Origin of the sequence: Streptomyces sp. NPDC048211 (assembly GCF_043202315.1) — a bacterium.
GTDB lineage: Bacteria > Actinomycetota > Actinomycetes > Streptomycetales > Streptomycetaceae > Streptomyces.
In genome coordinates, this window is sequence record NZ_JBIDAD010000001.1 from 1,300,960 (window position 1) to 1,318,062 (window position 17,103).

A 17,103-nucleotide genomic window follows, 5' to 3' on the forward strand; every position below is an offset into this window, starting at 1 on the left:
CCGTAAACCCTGGAGGCAGTCCCATGGGAGCCACCGCCCCCACGCCCGGGCTGGAGTTCACGGTGTCGCTCGACGTCCGGCGCGACCAGCAGCCGCACCACGACGCCCGGATCGACGCCCTCCTGCGGGTCGAGGCCGTCGGCATCGGTCCCCGCGACGAGGTGCCCGCCGTCGAACTCGCCGTCGTCATCGCGCTGGACGTCGCCGCCGCCCGCCGGGAGGCCGCGGCCGCCGCCCTCGCCGCCGCGCTGCGCGCCCTGCCCGACGGAGTCTCCTTCACCGTCCTGGGCGGCGCCGACGCGAGCGGGGAACCGGCCCTCTGCTACCCGCTGCGCAGCCGGTGGGCACTGGCCGACACGATGGAGAAGCGCCGTGCCGCGTTCAGCGCGGGCCGGATCGCCCCGGCCGCGGGCGACCGTCCGCCACCCGGATACCCGGCCTGGCTCGCCGCCGCCCGCACGCTGTTCGCCGAACGCCCGCTGCCGGTACGCCACCTGCTGCTGATCACCGACGGCAGCGGCCGGGACCCGGCGGACCCCACGGGGCCGGGCGGAGCGGGCACCGGCGCGCTGCGGACCGAACTCACCTCCTGCGAAGGTGCGTTCACCGCGGACGTGCTGGCGGTCGGCGGCGGCTGGGACCCCGCGCCGCTGCTCGCCGTCGTCGAGAGCCTGCACGGCACCGCCGAGCCCGCCCCCGACCGGTTCGGCCCCGCCGTCACCGGGGCGGTACGGCGGCTGCGCCGGGTCCGCAGCCCCGAACTGCCCGTCGTCGTGTGGGCGCGTGGGGCCGTGCGCGCGGTGGAACTGACCGAGATCGCCCCACGGGAGCAGCGGCTCGAACCCGAGTTCCGGGAGGACGACCCGCGGCTGACCGAGTTCCCCACTTATCAGTGGGAGCCGGGCGACCGGAACTACCGCCTCACCGTGCACGCGGACGCGAGCGCCGATCCGCTCGGCGTGCTGCTGCAACTGGCCACCGTCCGGGTCGGGGACGCCGTCGCCGCGCTGCTGGTGCGCTGGCAGCCGCCCGGAGTCGCCGTGGGAGCGGCGGCGGCCGGCAGCGGGGGCCACCTGCTCCAGACGGTGAACGCCGCCACCCGGATGCGGACCGCCCTCATCCGCGGATACGCCGCGCTCGACCCGCTGATCCGCGACGAGGCCGAGCGCCAGCTCGGCCTCGCGGTCCGGCTCGCCACCGAGATCGACGCCGCCTGGGTCCTTCAGGACGTGGGCAAGGTGGCCGACATCGTCGACCGCGCCGGCGGAGTGGTCCGGGTGGGCCCGACCGTCGACCACGTCAACCTGCGCGTGGGCCGGCTGAAGACGGCCTCCGGGCACCCGCTGAAACTGCCCGTCCACGCCGCCGGGAAGCCGGTGCCGTGCCCGCACTGCGGTCACCTCGCCGGACCCGGCGCCCCGTACTGCATCTCCTGCGGAAAGAGTCTGTGATGCCCTCGACGAACGGGTGGACGCGCGCGTTGCGGAATCGCCGCAGGACCGGCTCACGTACCAGACGGCTCCTGGAGAGGCACCTGGTCGTCATGGTGGTGACCGCGCTCGTCTCGATGACGGTCCTGATCGTCTCCTACCGGGAGGTGCAGAACGCCGCCGGCGAGATGCGCACCCGCGGCGCACCCGCCGTCCAGGACGTCGCGGCCACCCAGCTGGCTCTGCTGCGCGCCCACGAGGAGGCGCAGTTGTCGGTGAAGGAGGAGATCGACACGGTGGTCGGCGCCGGCGCGCGGTACGAGAACCAGCTGTCCGCCGCCAGCCAGGGCCTGTCCCGCCTCTCCGACGTACAGCTCGACGGCGAACGCGGCCGGGGCGTGCTCAAAACGGTCACCGGCGTGCTGACCTCGTACAGCAGCTCCATCACACCCGGCGCCGTCAAGTACGTGAGGGACGAGGACGAACTCATGCAGCGGGAGAAGTTCCAGGAGGCGCGCAGACTCCTGCGCCGCCCCGGTACCGGCGTCGTACCGCGCCTGGACGTCCTCCAGAAGCACCAGATGGCCCGCGTGGACCGGGTCAGCTCCCTGGGCCCCCTCCAGCGCACCGGCTGGGCGGCCGCCGAACTGGGCCTGCTGGTCCTGGCCCTGACCTGCCTGAGCGCGCTGTGGGTGCTGCGCAGCCGCTGCGGCCGCAGCCACGACCCCTGGCTGCTCGCGGCGCTGCTGGTGACCGTCGCCCTGGCGGTCGTCCCGCTGCGGGCGACCATCGGTACCCAGACCCGGCTGGACACCGCCCGCCACGACCTGACGAGGATCAATCAGAAGGCCCACGACTACGACGACCTGGCCGTCTCCCAGCAGTACGTCATCACGCACTCCACGAGCCAGCGCGACCGGCTGGCCGCCCGGAGCTGGCAGAGCTGGACGTACTACGGGGCCCTGGGCGGCGGCGCGCTGATCGTCCTGCTGCCGGCCGTCGGCATGGTCCGCCGCCTCAACGCCGACTACTGGAGGGCCGGATGACCCGGGGCGTCCGTGTGCTCCTGCTCCTCCTGGCCCTGTGCGTGACCGCGGCCGGCTGCGGACTCGCCGCCCCCGGCGGCAGCGACGCGGACCCGAAGGTGACGATTCTCGGCCCGTGGACCGACGAGCAGGAGGTCCGGTTCAAGGAGGTCCTGAACGGATTCGGGATCCCGTACACCTACCAGGGCACCGCCGCCACCCGCGAGGTGCTGCTCGCCGAGGTGCAGGCGGGCAACCCGCCCGACATCGCGATCCTGCCGGGCGTCGGCGAGCTCGTCGAGTACGCGAGCGAGGGGCGGCTGCACTCGCTGGACGGACTGTACGACCCCGAGGAGTACGGGAACCCCTGGCGGCCCGCGGCGGAGGGCGTCGCCGACGACCTGTGGGTGCCGCTGAAGGCCGATCTCAAGTCCATCGTCTGGTACCGCACGGGCGAGGCGCCCCGCCCCCGGCCCGCCCCGCTGGCCGCCTGGTGCGTCGGCATGGGCGACGACGGCGCGTCCGGCTGGCCCGGCAGCGACTGGATCGAGGACCTCATCCTCCAGCGCGCGGGCCCGGTGCTGTACGCGCGCTGGGCGACCGGGGACATGCCGTGGGCCGACGGCCCGGTGCGGGACGCCTGGACCACCTGGGCCCGGATGCTCGCCCAGGACCCCGACGCGGCCGGCCGCATGCTGCTGGCCGACCACCGCGGTCCGGCCGGGGGACACGGGCTGCTCTTCGGCGGTGGCTGCGACCTGGAACACCAGGGCTCCTTCGCCCGCGCCTTCTACGGGGACCGCAGCGGCCGGGCCGCCTTCGCGGACTCGGCGCCCCTGCTGCCCGGCGGTCCCTATACGGTGAAGGCCCACGAGGTCTCGGCCGACTTCGCCGCGCTCTTCGGTGGGGGCGGCGCGGCCCGGGACCTGATCCGGCGGCTCGCCTCCCGGGACGCCCAGGAGGACTGGGGCCGCAAGGGCGGGGTGTTCTCGCCGAACGCCGCGGTCCCGCCCAAGGACGGCGCGGTCGACAAGGAAGTGAGCCGCCGCTTCACGGACCAGCGGGTGCCGTTGTGCCTGGACGCGTCGGACGTCATGCCGGCGGCGGTGCGGGACGCGTTCTACGAGGCGGTGCTGCTCACGATGGCCCACCCCGGTGAGCCGGTGGGGGAGCGGCTGGACGACGTGCAGAAGGTCCAGGACGCCCAGCCCGAGGACACCCCCCGGCTGACGGGGGTGTGCGGCAGGCCACAGTGAACCTTTGTCGAACATATACAAACGAAGACGGGTACCGGCTGGTACTTCGCCTGCATGGAGCATGAGTTCTGTCAGGCTCCGCCAGGAAACCGGCCAGGAGACTGTACAGAGTCGACGGCAGGATTTTCTGGGTGGGGTTCGTAGGGTCAGTACATGACCGTTGTGGACGAAACCCAGGGCGAGCCGAGCGACACCCGTGGCCGTGTGGCGGAACTGCTGGCACTGCGCGAGCAGGCCCGGCGCGGACCGAGTGACCGGGCGACCGAGGCCCAGCACGCCAAGGGCAAGCTGACCGCGCGCGAGCGCATCGAGCTGCTCGTGGACCCGGGTTCGTTCAAGGAGGTCGAGCAGCTGCGCCGGCACCGGGCCACCGGGTTCGGCCTGGAGGAGAAGAAGCCGTACACCGACGGCGTCATCACCGGCTGGGGCACGGTCGACGGCCGCACGGTCTTCGTCTACGCACACGACTTCCGGATCTTCGGCGGCGCGCTGGGCGAGGCCCACGCCACGAAGATCCACAAGATCATGGACATGGCCATCTCGGCCGGTGCCCCGCTGGTCTCGCTCAACGACGGCGCCGGCGCCCGTATCCAGGAGGGCGTCTCGGCGCTCGCCGGCTACGGCGGCATCTTCCAGCGCAACACCCGGGCCTCCGGTGTCATCCCGCAGATCAGCGTGATGCTCGGCCCGTGCGCGGGCGGCGCGGCCTACAGCCCGGCCCTCACGGACTTCGTCTTCATGGTCCGCGAGACGTCGCAGATGTTCATCACCGGACCGGACGTCGTCAAGGCGGTCACCGGCGAGGAGATCACGCAGAACGGCCTCGGCGGTGCCGACGTGCACGCCGAGACCTCGGGCGTCGCGCACTTCGCGTACGACGACGAGGAGACCTGCATCGCCGAGGTCCGCTACCTCATCGGGATGCTGCCCTCGAACAACCGGGAGAACCCGCCCACGGTGGCGAGCGACGACCCGGCCGACCGGCGCGGCGACGTCCTGCTGGACCTCGTCCCGGCCGACGGCAACCGTCCGTACGACATGCACAAGGTCATCGAGGAGCTCGTCGACGACGGCGACTTCCTGGAGATCCACGAGCGCTGGGCCCGCAACATCATCTGCGCGCTGGCCCGCCTGGACGGCCAGGTCGTCGGCATCGTCGCCAATCAGCCGCAGGCCCTGGCCGGCGTCCTGGACATCGAGGCGAGCGAGAAGGCCGCCCGGTTCGTCCAGATGTGTGACGCCTTCAACATTCCCATCGTCACTCTTCTGGACGTCCCCGGCTTCCTCCCCGGCGTCGATCAGGAGCACGGTGGAATCATCCGGCACGGAGCGAAGCTGCTCTACGCGTACTGCAACGCGACCGTGCCGAGGATCTCGCTGATCCTGCGCAAGGCCTACGGCGGTGCCTACATCGTCATGGACAGCCAGTCCATCGGTGCGGACCTCACCTACGCCTGGCCGACCAACGAGATCGCGGTGATGGGCGCCGAAGGTGCCGCCAACGTCATCTTCCGTCGGCAGATCGCCGACGCCGAGGACCCGGAAGCCATGCGGACCCGCATGGTCAAGGAGTACAAGGCCGAACTGATGCACCCGTACTACGCCGCCGAGCGCGGCCTGGTCGACGACGTCATCGACCCGGCCGAGACCCGCGAGGTCCTGATCGCCTCGCTGGCGATGCTCCGCTCCAAGCACGCCGACCTGCCGTCCCGCAAGCACGGCAACCCCCCGCAGTAGTCCGCGGCCCCGCAGCAACCCTGCAAGGCCCCCGCGAAGACCTGCCGAGAAGACGGAGAGACATCCATGAGCACTGCCACCGAGTCCGTGCTGCGCGTCGAGAAGGGTCTGGCCGACCCCGAGGAGCTGGCCGCGATAACCGCGGTGCTGCTCGCCCGCGCCGCTGCCCAGCCCGCCGACGCCCCCGTCCGCCGTGGCCGCGACACCGCGGGCTGGCGCCGTCTGGAGCGCACCCCCGGCTTCCGCGCCCCGCACAGCTGGCAGGGCTGATCTCCGAGCCCGGACACGACGAAGGGCCCCGCACTCCGTGAGGAGTGCGGGGCCCTTCGTACATCCGGGGCCCTAGCGCAGGCGGGCCATGAGGGCGTGCTCCACCAAGGTGATCAGCGCGCTCTTCGCATCCGCACGGTGCCGTGCGTCCGTCGTCAGAATCGGGGTGTCGGGTCCGATCTGGAGGGCTTCGCGGACCTCGTCGGGGGTGTAGGGCTGGTGTCCGTCGAAGCCGTTGAGGGCGATGACGAAGGGGAGGCCGCTGTTCTCGAAGTAGTCGACGGCGGGGAAGCAGTCGGCGAGGCGGCGGGTGTCGACGAGGACGACGGCGCCGATGGCGCCGCGTACGAGGTCGTCCCACATGAACCAGAAGCGGTCCTGTCCGGGTGTACCGAAGAGGTACAGGATCAGGTCCTGGTCCAGGGTGATGCGGCCGAAGTCCATGGCCACCGTCGTGGTGGTCTTGTCCCCGGTGTGTGTGAGGTCGTCGATGCCCGCGGACGCGGACGTCATCACGGCTTCGGTGCGCAGCGGATTGATCTCCGAAACGGCACCGACAAACGTGGTCTTACCCACGCCGAAGCCCCCTGCCACCACGATCTTCGCCGAGGTAGTGGAGCGGGCCGCTCCGCCGCTAGAGCTTGCGAAGTCCACTGAGCACCCTTTCGAGCAGTGTCACATCTGGCTGGCCGCCGGCGGACTCGTCGCCGCCGGGCTGGTGGATAGCGACGAGTCCGGCCTCAGCCAGGTCGGCTACGAGGATCCGGGCAACGCCGAGAGGGATCGAGAGCAAGGCCGAAATCTCGGCCACCGACTTGATCTCGATGCACAGCCGGCAGATCCGCTGGTGCTCGGGCAACTGCCCTTGCAGCCGGGACGGATCGGCCGTCGTACTGACCAACGCCTCAATGGCGAGTTGGTAGCGCGGTCGGGTCCGTCCGCCTGTCATGGCGTACGGACGCACGAGCGGATTGTGTGCCGCGGGTGCCGCCGGCTCGGGGGCCCGCCGCGGCTGCACCGGCTGAATGCGGGGCTGCTGCGGGGGGTCGTACCGGTGCGGACGCTGCGGCCGGTGGGGCTGCTGCGGCCACTCCTGGCCCTGAACGTGCTGCGGCTGCTGCTGCGGCTGCCGATAGGGCTGATAAGGCTGCTGCGCGCCCTGTCTGCCGGGTGTGGAGGGGAAGCCGAAACCATTGTCCCCGTGCTCACCCGGTACCTGCTGGCCACCGTTGAACTGGTGCCCGCCTGGGGGTGTACTCACGATTCCTCCTCCGCCTGCCGGTCCCGATCCCAGTGGGTCCGCGCCACCGCACCCTATGGCGCGGTGACGCGAAACGCACTGTCTGTCTACTAGTTAAGAAGACTTCCCTGAAGCTCGGCACGGAGGTCCGGGGTGAGGACGCTGCCGGCACGGTCGACCAGAAGGGCCATTTCGTACCCAACCAGACCGATATCGGCGTCCGGGTGTGCAAGAACGGCCAACGAAGATCCATCGGAAACGGACATGATGAAGAGGAACCCTCGCTCCATCTCCACAACTGTCTGATTGACCGCGCCGCCCTCGAAGATCCGGGAGGCACCCGCGGTCAGCGAGGTCAGACCGGAGGCGACAGCCGCCAGCTGGTCCGCACGGTCGCGGGGGAATCCTTCGGACATCGCCAGCAGGAGTCCGTCTGCGGAGACCACCACCGTGTGCGACACCCCTGGGGTGTTGTCCACGAAGTTGGTGATCAACCAGTTCAGATTCTGCGCCGCCTGGCTCATCGGGCTCACACTAACGCTCCTGGTTGTAGGTATTACTGGTGTCCGAACCCGCGTTACGTCCCCGCAGCACGCCACGGCGCAGGTTGCTCAACCTGCCCCGCACGTCCTCCGGGGCGCGGGAGACCTGGGGGCCGCCCTGCTGAGTCTGTTCGGCCGTTCCCTCGACCAGATTGGCCTTGGGCACGCGCCGGGGAAGACCGGACGGGGTGATCCCGCCCGCCTTCGGCTCCTTGAGCTTCTCGGCCCGCTCCCAGCGCTCGTCGTTCGCCGAGCGCCAGTCCTCGGTACCGGCTCCGTCCGTCTGCGCGGGCGACGGCTGCTGCGGCAGTTCCTCGTGCTCCTGCTGCTGCGGCTGCTGCCCGGCGGCCGGCTGGCCGTTGCCCCGGCCGGTGGGCTGCCAGTGCTGCTGGCCGCCGCGGCGCGGCAGGCCGGCATTGGTCAGCTCGTGGCCGGAGTTCGGGACGGGGCCCGAAGGGTCGAAGCCTACGCGGTCGGGCGAGGACGCGGGAGCGCTCGACGCAGATTCCGCCTCGGCCTGCGCCACCGGCCCGTACGCACCCTGGTACGTGCCCTGATCAGCCCACTCCTCCTGCTGGGGCTGCGCGGTGTACTGCTCGCCGTAGGAGGGCTGCGGCGCCTGCGGAGCCGGGTAGGCCGTCTCCTGGTAGCCGCCCTGGGCGCCGTAACCGGACTGCTCGGCAAAGCCGTTGTCACCCCGGTACGGGTCGTAGGCGCCTTCGTACGACTGCTGTTCGTACTGCTGCTGCTCCTGCTGTCCGCCCGCCTGCGGCTCCTGGGCGTACGGGGCCGCGGCGTAGGGCGCCTCGCCGTACGCGGCCTCGGAGTACGGCTGCTGAGGCTGCTGCTGTTCCTGCTGCTGCGGGAACGGCGGGTGCTCGTCGCCGGTCTGCGCCTCCAGCGCCGCACGGCGCTCCTCGCGCATGAGCGAGCGGCCCACCGGGTCGAGCTGCGCGGAGTCCGCGGAGGGCTCCTCGTAGCGCGAATCGTCGAAGCCGAGCTCCGCCGCCGTGCGCAGCTGCGGCTGCAGCTGCGGCGCGTCGAAGGCCTGCTGCTGCGGAATGATCGAGGAGACCGTGAAGTCGTCCTGTGCGGGGGCGCCGTCGCCGCCGCCGCCGTGGGTGATCGCGTCCGGCAGCATGACCAGCGAGGTGGTACCGGCCTGCTCGCCCGAGGGGCGCAGCTGGACCCGGATGCCGTGCCGGTCGGCGAGGCGGCCGACCACGAACAGGCCCATGCGCTGGGAGACCGCGGCGTCCACCGTCGGCGGGTTGGCCAGCTTGTGGTTGATGTCGGCGAAGTCCTCGGCGGTGAGGCCGATGCCCTTGTCGTGGATCTCGATCATCACGCGGCTGTCGGGCAGCCGGGTCGCGGTGACCCGCACCTTGGTCTGCGGCGAGGAGAACGTGGTGGCGTTCTCCAGCAGCTCGGCCAGCAGGTGCACGAGGTCGGTGACGGACTGGCCGTGGATCTCGGTCTCCGGCACGCCGGAGAGCTCGATGCGCTCGTAGGACTCCACCTCGGAGGAGGCGGCCCGCAGGACGTCCACCAGCGGGACCGGCTGGTTCCAGCGGCGGCCGGGCTCCTCGCCGGCGAGGACCAGGAGGTTCTCGCCGTTGCGGCGCATACGGGTCGCGAGGTGGTCCAGCCGGAACAGGCTCTCCAGCTGGTCCGGGTCGGCCTCGTTGTTCTCCAGGTCGGTGATGAGGGTCAGCTGGCCCTCGATGAGCGACTGGTTGCGGCGCGAGAGGTTGGTGAAGATCGCGTTGACGTTGCCCCGCAGCATGGCCTGCTCGGCCGCGAGGCGGACCGCCTCGCGGTGCACCTGGTCGAAGGCGCGGGCGACCTCGCCGATCTCGTCCTGGCTGGTGATCGGGATCGGCTGGACGCGGGTGTCCACCCGGCCCGGATCGGTCCGGGAGAGCTGGTCGACGAGCGAGGGCAGCCGCTGCTCGGCGATCGAGAAGGCGGCCGTGCGCAGCTGCCGCATCGAGCGGCTCATCTGGCGGGCCATGAGCCCGGCCAGGAGGAAGGCGGCCAGCAGGGCGACGATCACGATCGCGGCGTTGACGATGGCGTCGGTCCGGGCGCTGGACGAGATGTCGGCGGCCTCGGTCACGGCCTTGTCGACGAGCTCGTCCTCGACCGTGGTGTATCCGTCGAACTTCGCCGTGGCGGCCGCCATCCAGGTCTCGGGGGTGATCCCCTTCGCCTTGAGCTGCTTGGGGTCCTTGCCCAGGCCGATCTCCTGGGCCATGCCGTCGTAGACCGAGCCGTCGATGGTCGGCGGCGTCACGAACGGCACGCCGGCCGCGTCGGCCTTCTCCTTGGCGGACTTGAGCGTGGCGGCGCCCTCGGCGGCCTTGCCGGCCATGACCGTCTTCAGCCGGGCGGCGTCGGCCTCCGTACCACCGGAGACGAACTCACCGAGGGCGATCTGCTCCAGGTAGTTGTACGAGCCGAAGGCCTTGACCTGGTCGTTGAACTTGCCGCTCTCCTGGCTGGGACGCACCAGAAGGTGCGTTCCGATGGAGCGCTGAAGCGATTCTGCAGCCTTGGCCAGCTCGATCGCGTACACGGTACGGCCGTAGCTGGTGATGTTCCCGGTGCCGAGGCCGAGCTCGTTGCAGAACTCCATGAGCGAGTGCTGGACCTGGGTGTAACCCTCTTCGGTCTTCACCGGGTCCATGGCGGCGGTGTACGCGACCTTGCGCAGCTCCGGGAGCTTGGGCTCCTCCAGCTTGAACAGCTTGAGACGGCGCTCCAGGCCCTGCTTCCCGGGCATGTCCTGGACGGCCGTGTCGAACTTCTTCGCGGCCGCGTCGGTGGTGGCCCGGGCCTGGGTGACGCTCTCGGCGTCGCGCTGGTTGGACAGCAGCGGCTGAGCGGTGAGGTCACGCTCGTTGAGCAGCGCCTGCCCGTACTCGGACGACGCGCGCACGATCAGCGCGGTCTTCTCGGCGTCCTGGGCCTCCTGCCAGGTGTCGAGCGAGCCCTTCACCTGGAAGCCGCCCATGATCAGGCCGACCAGCACCGGGATCAGGAGGATCGCGTTCAGCCGGGTGGGCACCCGCCAGTTGCGCGGGGAGAGACGGCTGGTGCTGCCACCGGCCGGTATCCCTTCTGACACATCGGCGGACGGCGTCACGGTGTGGGACGGAGGGGTGAAGTTGCCCCGCTCCGCCTGCGCCGTTGCGCCCTCGTTGTTACGCCTCACTCGACCAACAACCTCTCGGCGTCGGCACCTACGTTGTGCCGTGTTTCGTTCAGGGCCGTACTACTCGGGAGTTTCATCGAATTGCAGCACGCCTACCGGTCGCGTTCCAAACAGTCGGAATGTGCGATTCCGAGTGGTCGAGACCGCAGATAAAACGGGCATAAAGAACGAGCCCCGCCAAAAGGCGGGGCTCATGTGAGCACAGTGATACCGATCGTGTGCATCGGGTATTGACTGTGGGGTAATTCTCTTTCGAAACGTTATGAACACAGGGGTGGATCGTGTCAAAGGACACAGTCCACCCCCGTGCGACTACCGTAATTGTCGTACGGCAATACCGACTTGTGCCTACTTGAGTCGCGCCATCAGCGCGTGCTCCACCAGCGTGATCAGACCGCTCTTGGCGTCACCGCGGTGCCGTGCGTCGGTCGTGATGATCGGGGTGTCGGGTCCGATCTGGAGGGCTTCGCGGACCTCGTCGGGGGTGTAGGGCTGGTGTCCGTCGAAGCCGTTGAGGGCGATGACGAAGGGGAGGCCGCTGTTCTCGAAGTAGTCGACGGCGGGGAAGCAGTCGGCGAGGCGGCGGGTGTCGACGAGGACGACGGCGCCGATGGCGCCGCGTACGAGGTCGTCCCACATGAACCAGAAGCGGTCCTGTCCGGGTGTACCGAAGAGGTACAGGATCAGGTCCTGGTCCAGGGTGATGCGGCCGAAGTCCATGGCCACCGTCGTGGTGGTCTTGCCACCGGTGTGCGTGAGGTCGTCGATGCCCGCGGACGCGGACGTCATCACGGCTTCGGTGCGCAGCGGATTGATCTCCGAAACGGCACCGACAAACGTGGTCTTGCCCACGCCGAATCCGCCCGCCACCACGATCTTCGCCGAGGTGGTGGCCCGGGCTGCACCGCCACTAGAGCTTGCGAAGTCCACTGAGCACCCTTTCGAGCAGTGTCACATCCGGCGCGCCGCCGGCCTCTCCGTTGCCCGGCTGGTGGATGGCCACCATGCCGGCTTCCGCCAGGTCGGCCACGAGGATCCGGGCCACACCGAGCGGCATCGACAGCAGGGCCGACACCTCGGCCACCGACTTGACCTCACGGCACAGGTGGCAGATCCGCTGGTGCTCGGGGAGCAGCGTCCCCAGGTGCGCCGGGTCGGCCGTGGTGCTGACCAGCGCCTCTATCGCTAGCTGGTAGCGCGGTCGGGTCCGTCCGCCGGTCATGGCGTACGGGCGGACCAGCGGCTGGTCGCCTTCACCTTCGTACGACGCGTGGTTCAACGCGCCGTACGGATCGGGTGAGGCGGGGGGCGGGGTCATGAATCCTCCGGGCGTGACAGCAGGGTGTCGGCTTGCCGTCTGAAGGGGCCGGTGGGGGGCTGTAAGCGGCCGGACGGGCGAGTGATGAGTGCGGTTCCTGGGCTAATCGTCTGTGTCACCGGTTCACGGCCGCCTAGTGGAGCAGGCTGCCCTGGAGCTCGGCGCGGAGGTCCGGGGTCAGAACAGTTCCCGCCCGGTCCACCAGCAGAGCCATTTCGTAGCCGACCAGACCGATGTCGGCGTCCGGATGTGCCAGCACGGCCAGTGAGGAACCGTCCGAGATGGACATCAGGAAGAGGAACCCGCGTTCCATCTCCACCACGGTCTGGCTGACGGCGCCGCCCTCGAAGATCCGGGAGGCACCCGCGGTCAGCGAGGTCAGACCGGAGGCGACAGCCGCCAGCTGGTCCGCACGGTCGCGGGGGAATCCTTCGGACATCGCCAGCAGCAGGCCGTCTGCGGAGACCACCACCGTGTGCGACACCCCTGGGGTGTTGTCCACGAAGTTGGTGATCAACCAGTTCAGATTCTGCGCGGCCTGACTCATCGGGCTCAACTAACGCTCCTGCTGGTGAGTGGGGCCGAGTGGGAAACTGCCGGTCGACGGGCCGTTGTTGGCCTGACGTCCCTGCTGGATGCCCCGGCGGAGATTGGTCAGCCGCCCGCGCACATCATCGGGCGCACGCGACACCTGGGGACCGGACTGATGGTTCTGCTGCTGGGCGGTACCCGGCACCAGATTGGCACGCGGGACCCGGCGGGGCAGACCGGACGTGGTAATTCCGCCTGCCGCGGGCTTCTTCACCCGCTCCGCCTGCCGGACGAGTTCGTCGTTCGGCGAGGCGCGCCAGGAGCTTGTGGCGCCGTTGGCATCGCCGGCACCGCGGCGCGGTGCGGCGGGAGCGGGACGCTCCTCGGCGGGCTGCTGCTGGGGGAACCCGGGCGCCTGCGGCGCGGCGGGCGGCTGCTGGCCGCCCTGCTGCGGACCGTGGAACCAGTTCGTCTCCAGCGTGTCGTACAGCGGGGTACGGCCGTCGCCGGGACCGGCGGGCGGCAGTGCCTCGGGCTGCGACTGCTGCGGCAGGACCGGGCGGTACTCCCCACCCGGAGCCGGCGCGACCGGCGGACGCGGGGCACCGAAGTCCCCGTTGTCCCGGTCACGCTGACGCGGAGCGGGCTGCTGGCCCGGGGCCTGTCCCTGGACGGGCGGCTGGCCGAAGTCCGGACGGGCGAACTGCGCGGTGCCCGCCGGGTCCGGCATCTGCGGCGCGGGCCGCTGCTGCGGAGCCGGTGCCGAGAAGTCGGGCCGGGCGAACTCGGCGGTCGCGCCGGGGCCCTGGCGGCTGTCCATCGGCGGACGCGGGCTGAGCGGCGGCGGGTTCAGCGGCCGCTGGAACTGGCCGGTGGAGTCGGGCTCCTCGTGACTGCGGGGCGCGTCGAGCGGGGAGCGCCGCGGTGCGGACGGCTCCTCGTTGCTGCCCCAGCTGGTGGTCTGAGGACGCTGCGGCTGGGGGTTGCCACCCGGCAGCTCCGCACGCGGACCGCCGACCGGAGGCAGCTGACGGTCGTTCTGGCCGGGCCCCCCGGGCTGCTGGAAGCCGCCCTGGTTCTGCCGGGCCTGCTGGGGCTGCGGGGCCTGGCGTCCGGGACCGTTCTGCTCCGGACGCTTCTGGTCGAACAGACTGGGCTGGCCCGAGTCGGTACGGCCGGCGCCGTCGCCCTGGCCGCGGGCGCCGAGGCGGGCACCGCCACCGAAGGCACCGGAGAGCCCGCCGCCCTGACGCGGCAGCTCCTGGCGCGAGGCGTCCGGCTGCCGGCCCTGCGGGCCGGTGCCCGGGAACCCGGCGCTCTGGAAGCCGGAGTTCTGCTGGTTTCCGGGCTGGCCGGGCTGACCGGGCTGGCCCGGCTGACCCTGCTGGTTCTGGGGACGGCCCGGGCCGCCGTCGCGGGCCGGCAGGGCCGCGCGCGGACCGGAGCCCGCGCCGACCTGGCCACGCGTGGCACCGGGACCGGCGGGCAGCCGCCCGCCGGGGGCCGACGGAGCGCTGTCGAGGCCGCTACGGGGCGCGTTGCCGCCGGCGAGAAGCCCGCCGGGGGCGGACTGCTGGCCCGGGGCCTGCTTCGGGGCCGGCTGCTTGTTGCCGTGCGCGACGTCCACCGGAAGCATGACCAGCGCGGTCGTACCACCGGAGTCGGAGGGCCGCAGCTGGATGCGGATGCCGTGACGCAGCGACAGACGGCCGACCACGAACAGACCCATGCGGCGGGAGACCGAGACGTCCACGGTGGGCGGCGAGGCGAGCCGCTCGTTGATCGCCGCGAGGTCTTCGGGGGAGAGGCCGATACCCGTGTCGTGGATCTCGACGAGCACCCGGCCGTCGGGCAGCGCGTGACCGGTGACGCGGACCTTCGTCTGCGGCGAGGAGAACGACGTGGCGTTCTCCAGCAGCTCGGCGAGGAGGTGCACGAGGTCGTTGACGACCCGGCCGGCGACCTCGGTGGCGGGCACCGCGGCCAGTTCGATGCGCTCGTACTGCTCCACCTCGGAGGCGGCGGCACGGAGCACGTCGACCAGCGGCACGGGGCGGGTCCACCGGCGGCCCGGCTCCTCGCCCGCGAGGACGAGGAGGTTCTCGCCGTTACGGCGCATACGGGTCGCGAGGTGGTCGAGCTTGAAGAGGGAGGACAGCTGGTCCGGGTCGGCCTCGCGCGACTCCAGCTCGGAGATGAGCGAGAGCTGACGCTGGATGAGGCCCTGCGAACGGCGCGAGAGGTTGGTGAACATCGCGTTGACGTTGCCCCGGAGGAGGGCCTGCTCGGCGGCGAGGCGGACGGCCTCGCGGTGCACGTCGTCGAAGGCCGCGGCCACCTTGCCGATCTCGTCCCGGGAGTGCACACCGACCGACTCGACCGAGGTGTCGACGTCCTGCGGGTCGGCCTCGGAGAGCTGCTTGACGAGCTCGGGCAGCCGGTCCTGGGCGACGCGCGTCGCGGTGTCCTGCAGCCGGCGCAGCGAGCGGATCATGGACCGGGCGACGACGAAGGCGCCGACCAGCGAGACACCGAGCACGAGCAGGATGAGCGCACCGGAGATGATCGCTTCGCGCTGGGACTCGTCGCGCAGCTCGCGCGCCTTGCCCTCCATGTCGCTGAGGAGCGTCTCCTCGATCTGCTTCATGGCCTGGATCTTGGTGGAGTCCTGGTCGTACCAGTCCATGTACGAACGGCGCACGCCCGGGCCGCTCATGCCGTTCGCGTTGTCGAGCACCTTCTTGGCGTAGGTGTCGGCGGCCTTGATCTCGGGCTGGCCCTCGTCGAGCGTGGAGGTCAGCTCGTCGGCGCTCTTGCCCGTGGTCGTGTAGATGGCCTCGAAGGAGCGGCGGGCCGCGTCCTCCTTGCGCTGGGCGGCCAGACCGAACTGCTGGTCGTTGCGGTCGAGGTGCGGTTCCTTGTCGTTGCCGCCCGGCAGCGCCGCGGCGATGATCGCGCGCTGGACCGACGCGTACTCCTTGGCGGAGGAGAAGGCCGCCAGGGCGCGGGTCCGCTTGATCATCTCGGGGCTGCTGGTCGCCTGCGCCATGTCCTGCGAGAGGCTCAGCAGCGAGGTGATCAGCTGGCTGTAGGCGTCGACGGTCTGGAGACTCGGACTGTTCTTGGCGTACGCCTGCTTGCGGATGTCGCGGATGGAGCCGAGCTGCGAGGCGATCTGCTGGACGCTGGAGTGGATGCTCTCCAGGGCCTCGTCACCGGTGGTGTCGCCGAGGTCGCTCGTCGCGGCGAGGAACGACTTCTTCGCCCGGTCGGTCTTCTTCCGCGGCTCCGTGACCTTGAAGTCGTCCGCGGGCACCCCGTTGGACAGCGGTCCCGCCGACCGGTCGCGCTCCTCCTGGAGCGCCTGGGCCAGCGAGGTCGCCTGCTTCGTCATCTTCGTCAGCAGCTGCATGTGCTCCAGCTGCTGGATGTCGTTCATGGAGTCGTTGATTCGGAGACCACCCAGCGTGGTCGCGGCGACCACGGGGAGGGCGAGCAGGGAAACCAGACGCGTACTGATGCGCCAGTTGCGAAGAGCTACTCGTGATCCCGTGTTGACCGGGCCCCGCGGCTTGAGCGCGGAGACCGGATCGGATCCGGCGCCCGCCGCCCCGCCGGAGCGCTGGGCGCGGTCGTTGGTGTCGCCGGCCGCGGCCGGTCCGGGGTTCTGGGCGTGCTGGGGCGAGGAACCGCGGTCGGTCCCGCCGCGCGGCTCCTGTTCCGCCGCAGCGCTGCCATCCCTCTTGAAACGTCCCTGCACTAGCGTCGCAACCTCTGGACCAGGCGTTCTTCCGTCATGAACGGAAGGAACGGTGTCGGCGTCGTGGGGCGTTGTACCGCCCCATGGTGGTCGTGAGTGACCGGCGCTCTTCCCCTTCCCGCCGCCACTCGGCGCTGCGTTGCGCCCCTGCGCGCCGGCTTGAAACCGCGGCGGTGCGTGGAATTCCAGCACAGTGACGGATCTCCAACAAGGGCCAGGTACCGGGCTGTGACCTGGGTGACACGTTGTGATGAGGGGGTAACAAGTCGTGGAGGCCGATCAGTGACATAACGGACCATTGCGGGTGAAGCAGGTGAGGGTCGCGGGTGTCCCAGTCGACATGATCAGGAGCGGAATGATTCATTCAGTGGTGCAATGTCCGTTTCCTTCGGCCGTACCGGCCGCCCGAATTGGCGTAATTGTCGGCTGCTTCGTGAGCAAACTCACAGGATGATCGCCGTCTCATCCGGGCCTCCGGAGGGAATCGGATGTTTAGCCTGGCGCTTTACAGGGATGGCAAAACCGACAACCGGCGCCCCCGCGGGTGGCTCCCTCAGCGACAGGATCCGTACGGCAGATGAAGACGACGATGATGTTCCGCAACATTGCCAACCCCCGGCGCACCACGCTGGCGCACCTCAAGGACGCCGAAGCGCTGCAGACGCCGGAGCAGCCGGAGCACGCCCTCGACCTGCCCACGCAGACGGCCAACCCGCGCCGCACGATCCTGATGACCGCCCCCGCGGCCACCACGGCCGCCGCGGAGTAACACCGCGC

Annotated in this window: 14 protein-coding genes; 6 read left to right on the forward strand and 8 right to left on the reverse strand. The window is 70.6% G+C overall.

All coding sequences use genetic code 11. The annotated features are described in order from the left end of the window. Positions 1 to 23 precede the first annotated feature (23 nt). The 5 genes from ACGFZA_RS05910 (at position 24) to ACGFZA_RS05930 (ending at position 5,718) form a co-directional block, all read left to right on the forward strand. Positions 24 to 1,451 carry a hypothetical protein gene (locus ACGFZA_RS05910; protein ID WP_393677383.1) on the forward strand — a complete coding sequence of 476 codons (1,428 nt, stop codon included), beginning with the start codon at positions 24 to 26 and terminating at the stop codon, positions 1,449 to 1,451. Then, on the forward strand, positions 1,451 to 2,476 hold the full coding sequence (locus tag ACGFZA_RS05915; RefSeq protein WP_385284730.1) for a hypothetical protein: 1,026 nt from the start codon (positions 1,451 to 1,453) through the stop codon (positions 2,474 to 2,476). Before ACGFZA_RS05910 ends, ACGFZA_RS05915 begins: the two co-directional genes overlap by 1 nt. After that, positions 2,473 to 3,711, forward strand: coding sequence for a carbohydrate ABC transporter substrate-binding protein (locus tag ACGFZA_RS05920; RefSeq protein WP_393677385.1), 1,239 nt, complete (start codon positions 2,473 to 2,475; stop codon positions 3,709 to 3,711). Before ACGFZA_RS05915 ends, ACGFZA_RS05920 begins: the two co-directional genes overlap by 4 nt. Before the next feature lie 153 nt (positions 3,712 to 3,864). Next, entirely contained in the window at positions 3,865 to 5,448 is a 1,584-nt protein-coding gene (locus ACGFZA_RS05925) for an acyl-CoA carboxylase subunit beta (RefSeq protein ID WP_326738982.1), read from the forward strand. A 66-nt stretch (positions 5,449 to 5,514) separates the two neighbouring features. Then, a complete protein-coding gene (locus tag ACGFZA_RS05930) occupies positions 5,515 to 5,718 on the forward strand; it encodes an acyl-CoA carboxylase subunit epsilon (RefSeq protein WP_385284736.1) in 204 nt (67 codons plus the stop codon). Between the two features lie 72 nt (positions 5,719 to 5,790). On the opposite strand, the gene ACGFZA_RS05935 is transcribed toward ACGFZA_RS05930, so the two are convergent. The 8 genes from ACGFZA_RS05935 to ACGFZA_RS05970 all read right to left on the reverse strand — a co-directional run bounded on the left by ACGFZA_RS05935 (position 5,791) and on the right by ACGFZA_RS05970 (position 16,326). After that, on the reverse strand, positions 5,791 to 6,372 hold the full coding sequence (locus ACGFZA_RS05935; RefSeq protein ID WP_014048542.1) for an ATP/GTP-binding protein: 582 nt from the start codon (positions 6,370 to 6,372) through the stop codon (positions 5,791 to 5,793). After that, the gene (locus ACGFZA_RS05940; protein ID WP_393677388.1) at positions 6,353 to 6,979 is read right to left on the reverse strand and encodes a DUF742 domain-containing protein; all 627 of its coding nucleotides are present in this window, start codon (positions 6,977 to 6,979) and stop codon (positions 6,353 to 6,355) included. The genes ACGFZA_RS05935 and ACGFZA_RS05940 overlap by 20 nt, the downstream gene beginning before the upstream one ends. 89 nt (positions 6,980 to 7,068) lie before the next feature. Then, the gene (locus ACGFZA_RS05945) at positions 7,069 to 7,482 is read right to left on the reverse strand and encodes a roadblock/LC7 domain-containing protein (RefSeq protein ID WP_018551717.1); all 414 of its coding nucleotides are present in this window, start codon (positions 7,480 to 7,482) and stop codon (positions 7,069 to 7,071) included. A gap of 10 nt (positions 7,483 to 7,492) precedes the next feature. After that, a complete protein-coding gene (locus tag ACGFZA_RS05950; protein ID WP_393677390.1) occupies positions 7,493 to 10,717 on the reverse strand; it encodes a nitrate- and nitrite sensing domain-containing protein in 3,225 nt (1,074 codons plus the stop codon). 348 nt (positions 10,718 to 11,065) lie between these two features. Continuing rightward, positions 11,066 to 11,647 (reverse strand): ATP/GTP-binding protein, encoded by a 582-nt coding sequence (locus tag ACGFZA_RS05955; protein WP_073738725.1) that lies wholly within the window; start codon positions 11,645 to 11,647, stop codon positions 11,066 to 11,068. Further along, entirely contained in the window at positions 11,628 to 12,035 is a 408-nt protein-coding gene (locus ACGFZA_RS05960; protein WP_073738726.1) for a DUF742 domain-containing protein, read from the reverse strand. The genes ACGFZA_RS05955 and ACGFZA_RS05960 overlap by 20 nt, the downstream gene beginning before the upstream one ends. A 133-nt stretch (positions 12,036 to 12,168) precedes the next feature. Beyond that, positions 12,169 to 12,582, reverse strand: a complete 414-nt coding sequence (locus ACGFZA_RS05965) for a roadblock/LC7 domain-containing protein (RefSeq protein ID WP_006127850.1) — start codon at positions 12,580 to 12,582, stop codon at positions 12,169 to 12,171. A 9-nt stretch (positions 12,583 to 12,591) separates the two neighbouring features. Further along, the gene (locus ACGFZA_RS05970) at positions 12,592 to 16,326 is read right to left on the reverse strand and encodes a nitrate- and nitrite sensing domain-containing protein (protein ID WP_393677393.1); all 3,735 of its coding nucleotides are present in this window, start codon (positions 16,324 to 16,326) and stop codon (positions 12,592 to 12,594) included. 577 nt (positions 16,327 to 16,903) lie between these two features. Between ACGFZA_RS05970 and ACGFZA_RS05975 the strand changes: the two genes are divergently transcribed. Then, complete coding sequence (locus ACGFZA_RS05975; protein ID WP_385284745.1) at positions 16,904 to 17,095, forward strand: hypothetical protein; 192 nt, start codon at positions 16,904 to 16,906, stop codon at positions 17,093 to 17,095. The last annotated feature ends 8 nt before the right edge of the window (positions 17,096 to 17,103 follow it).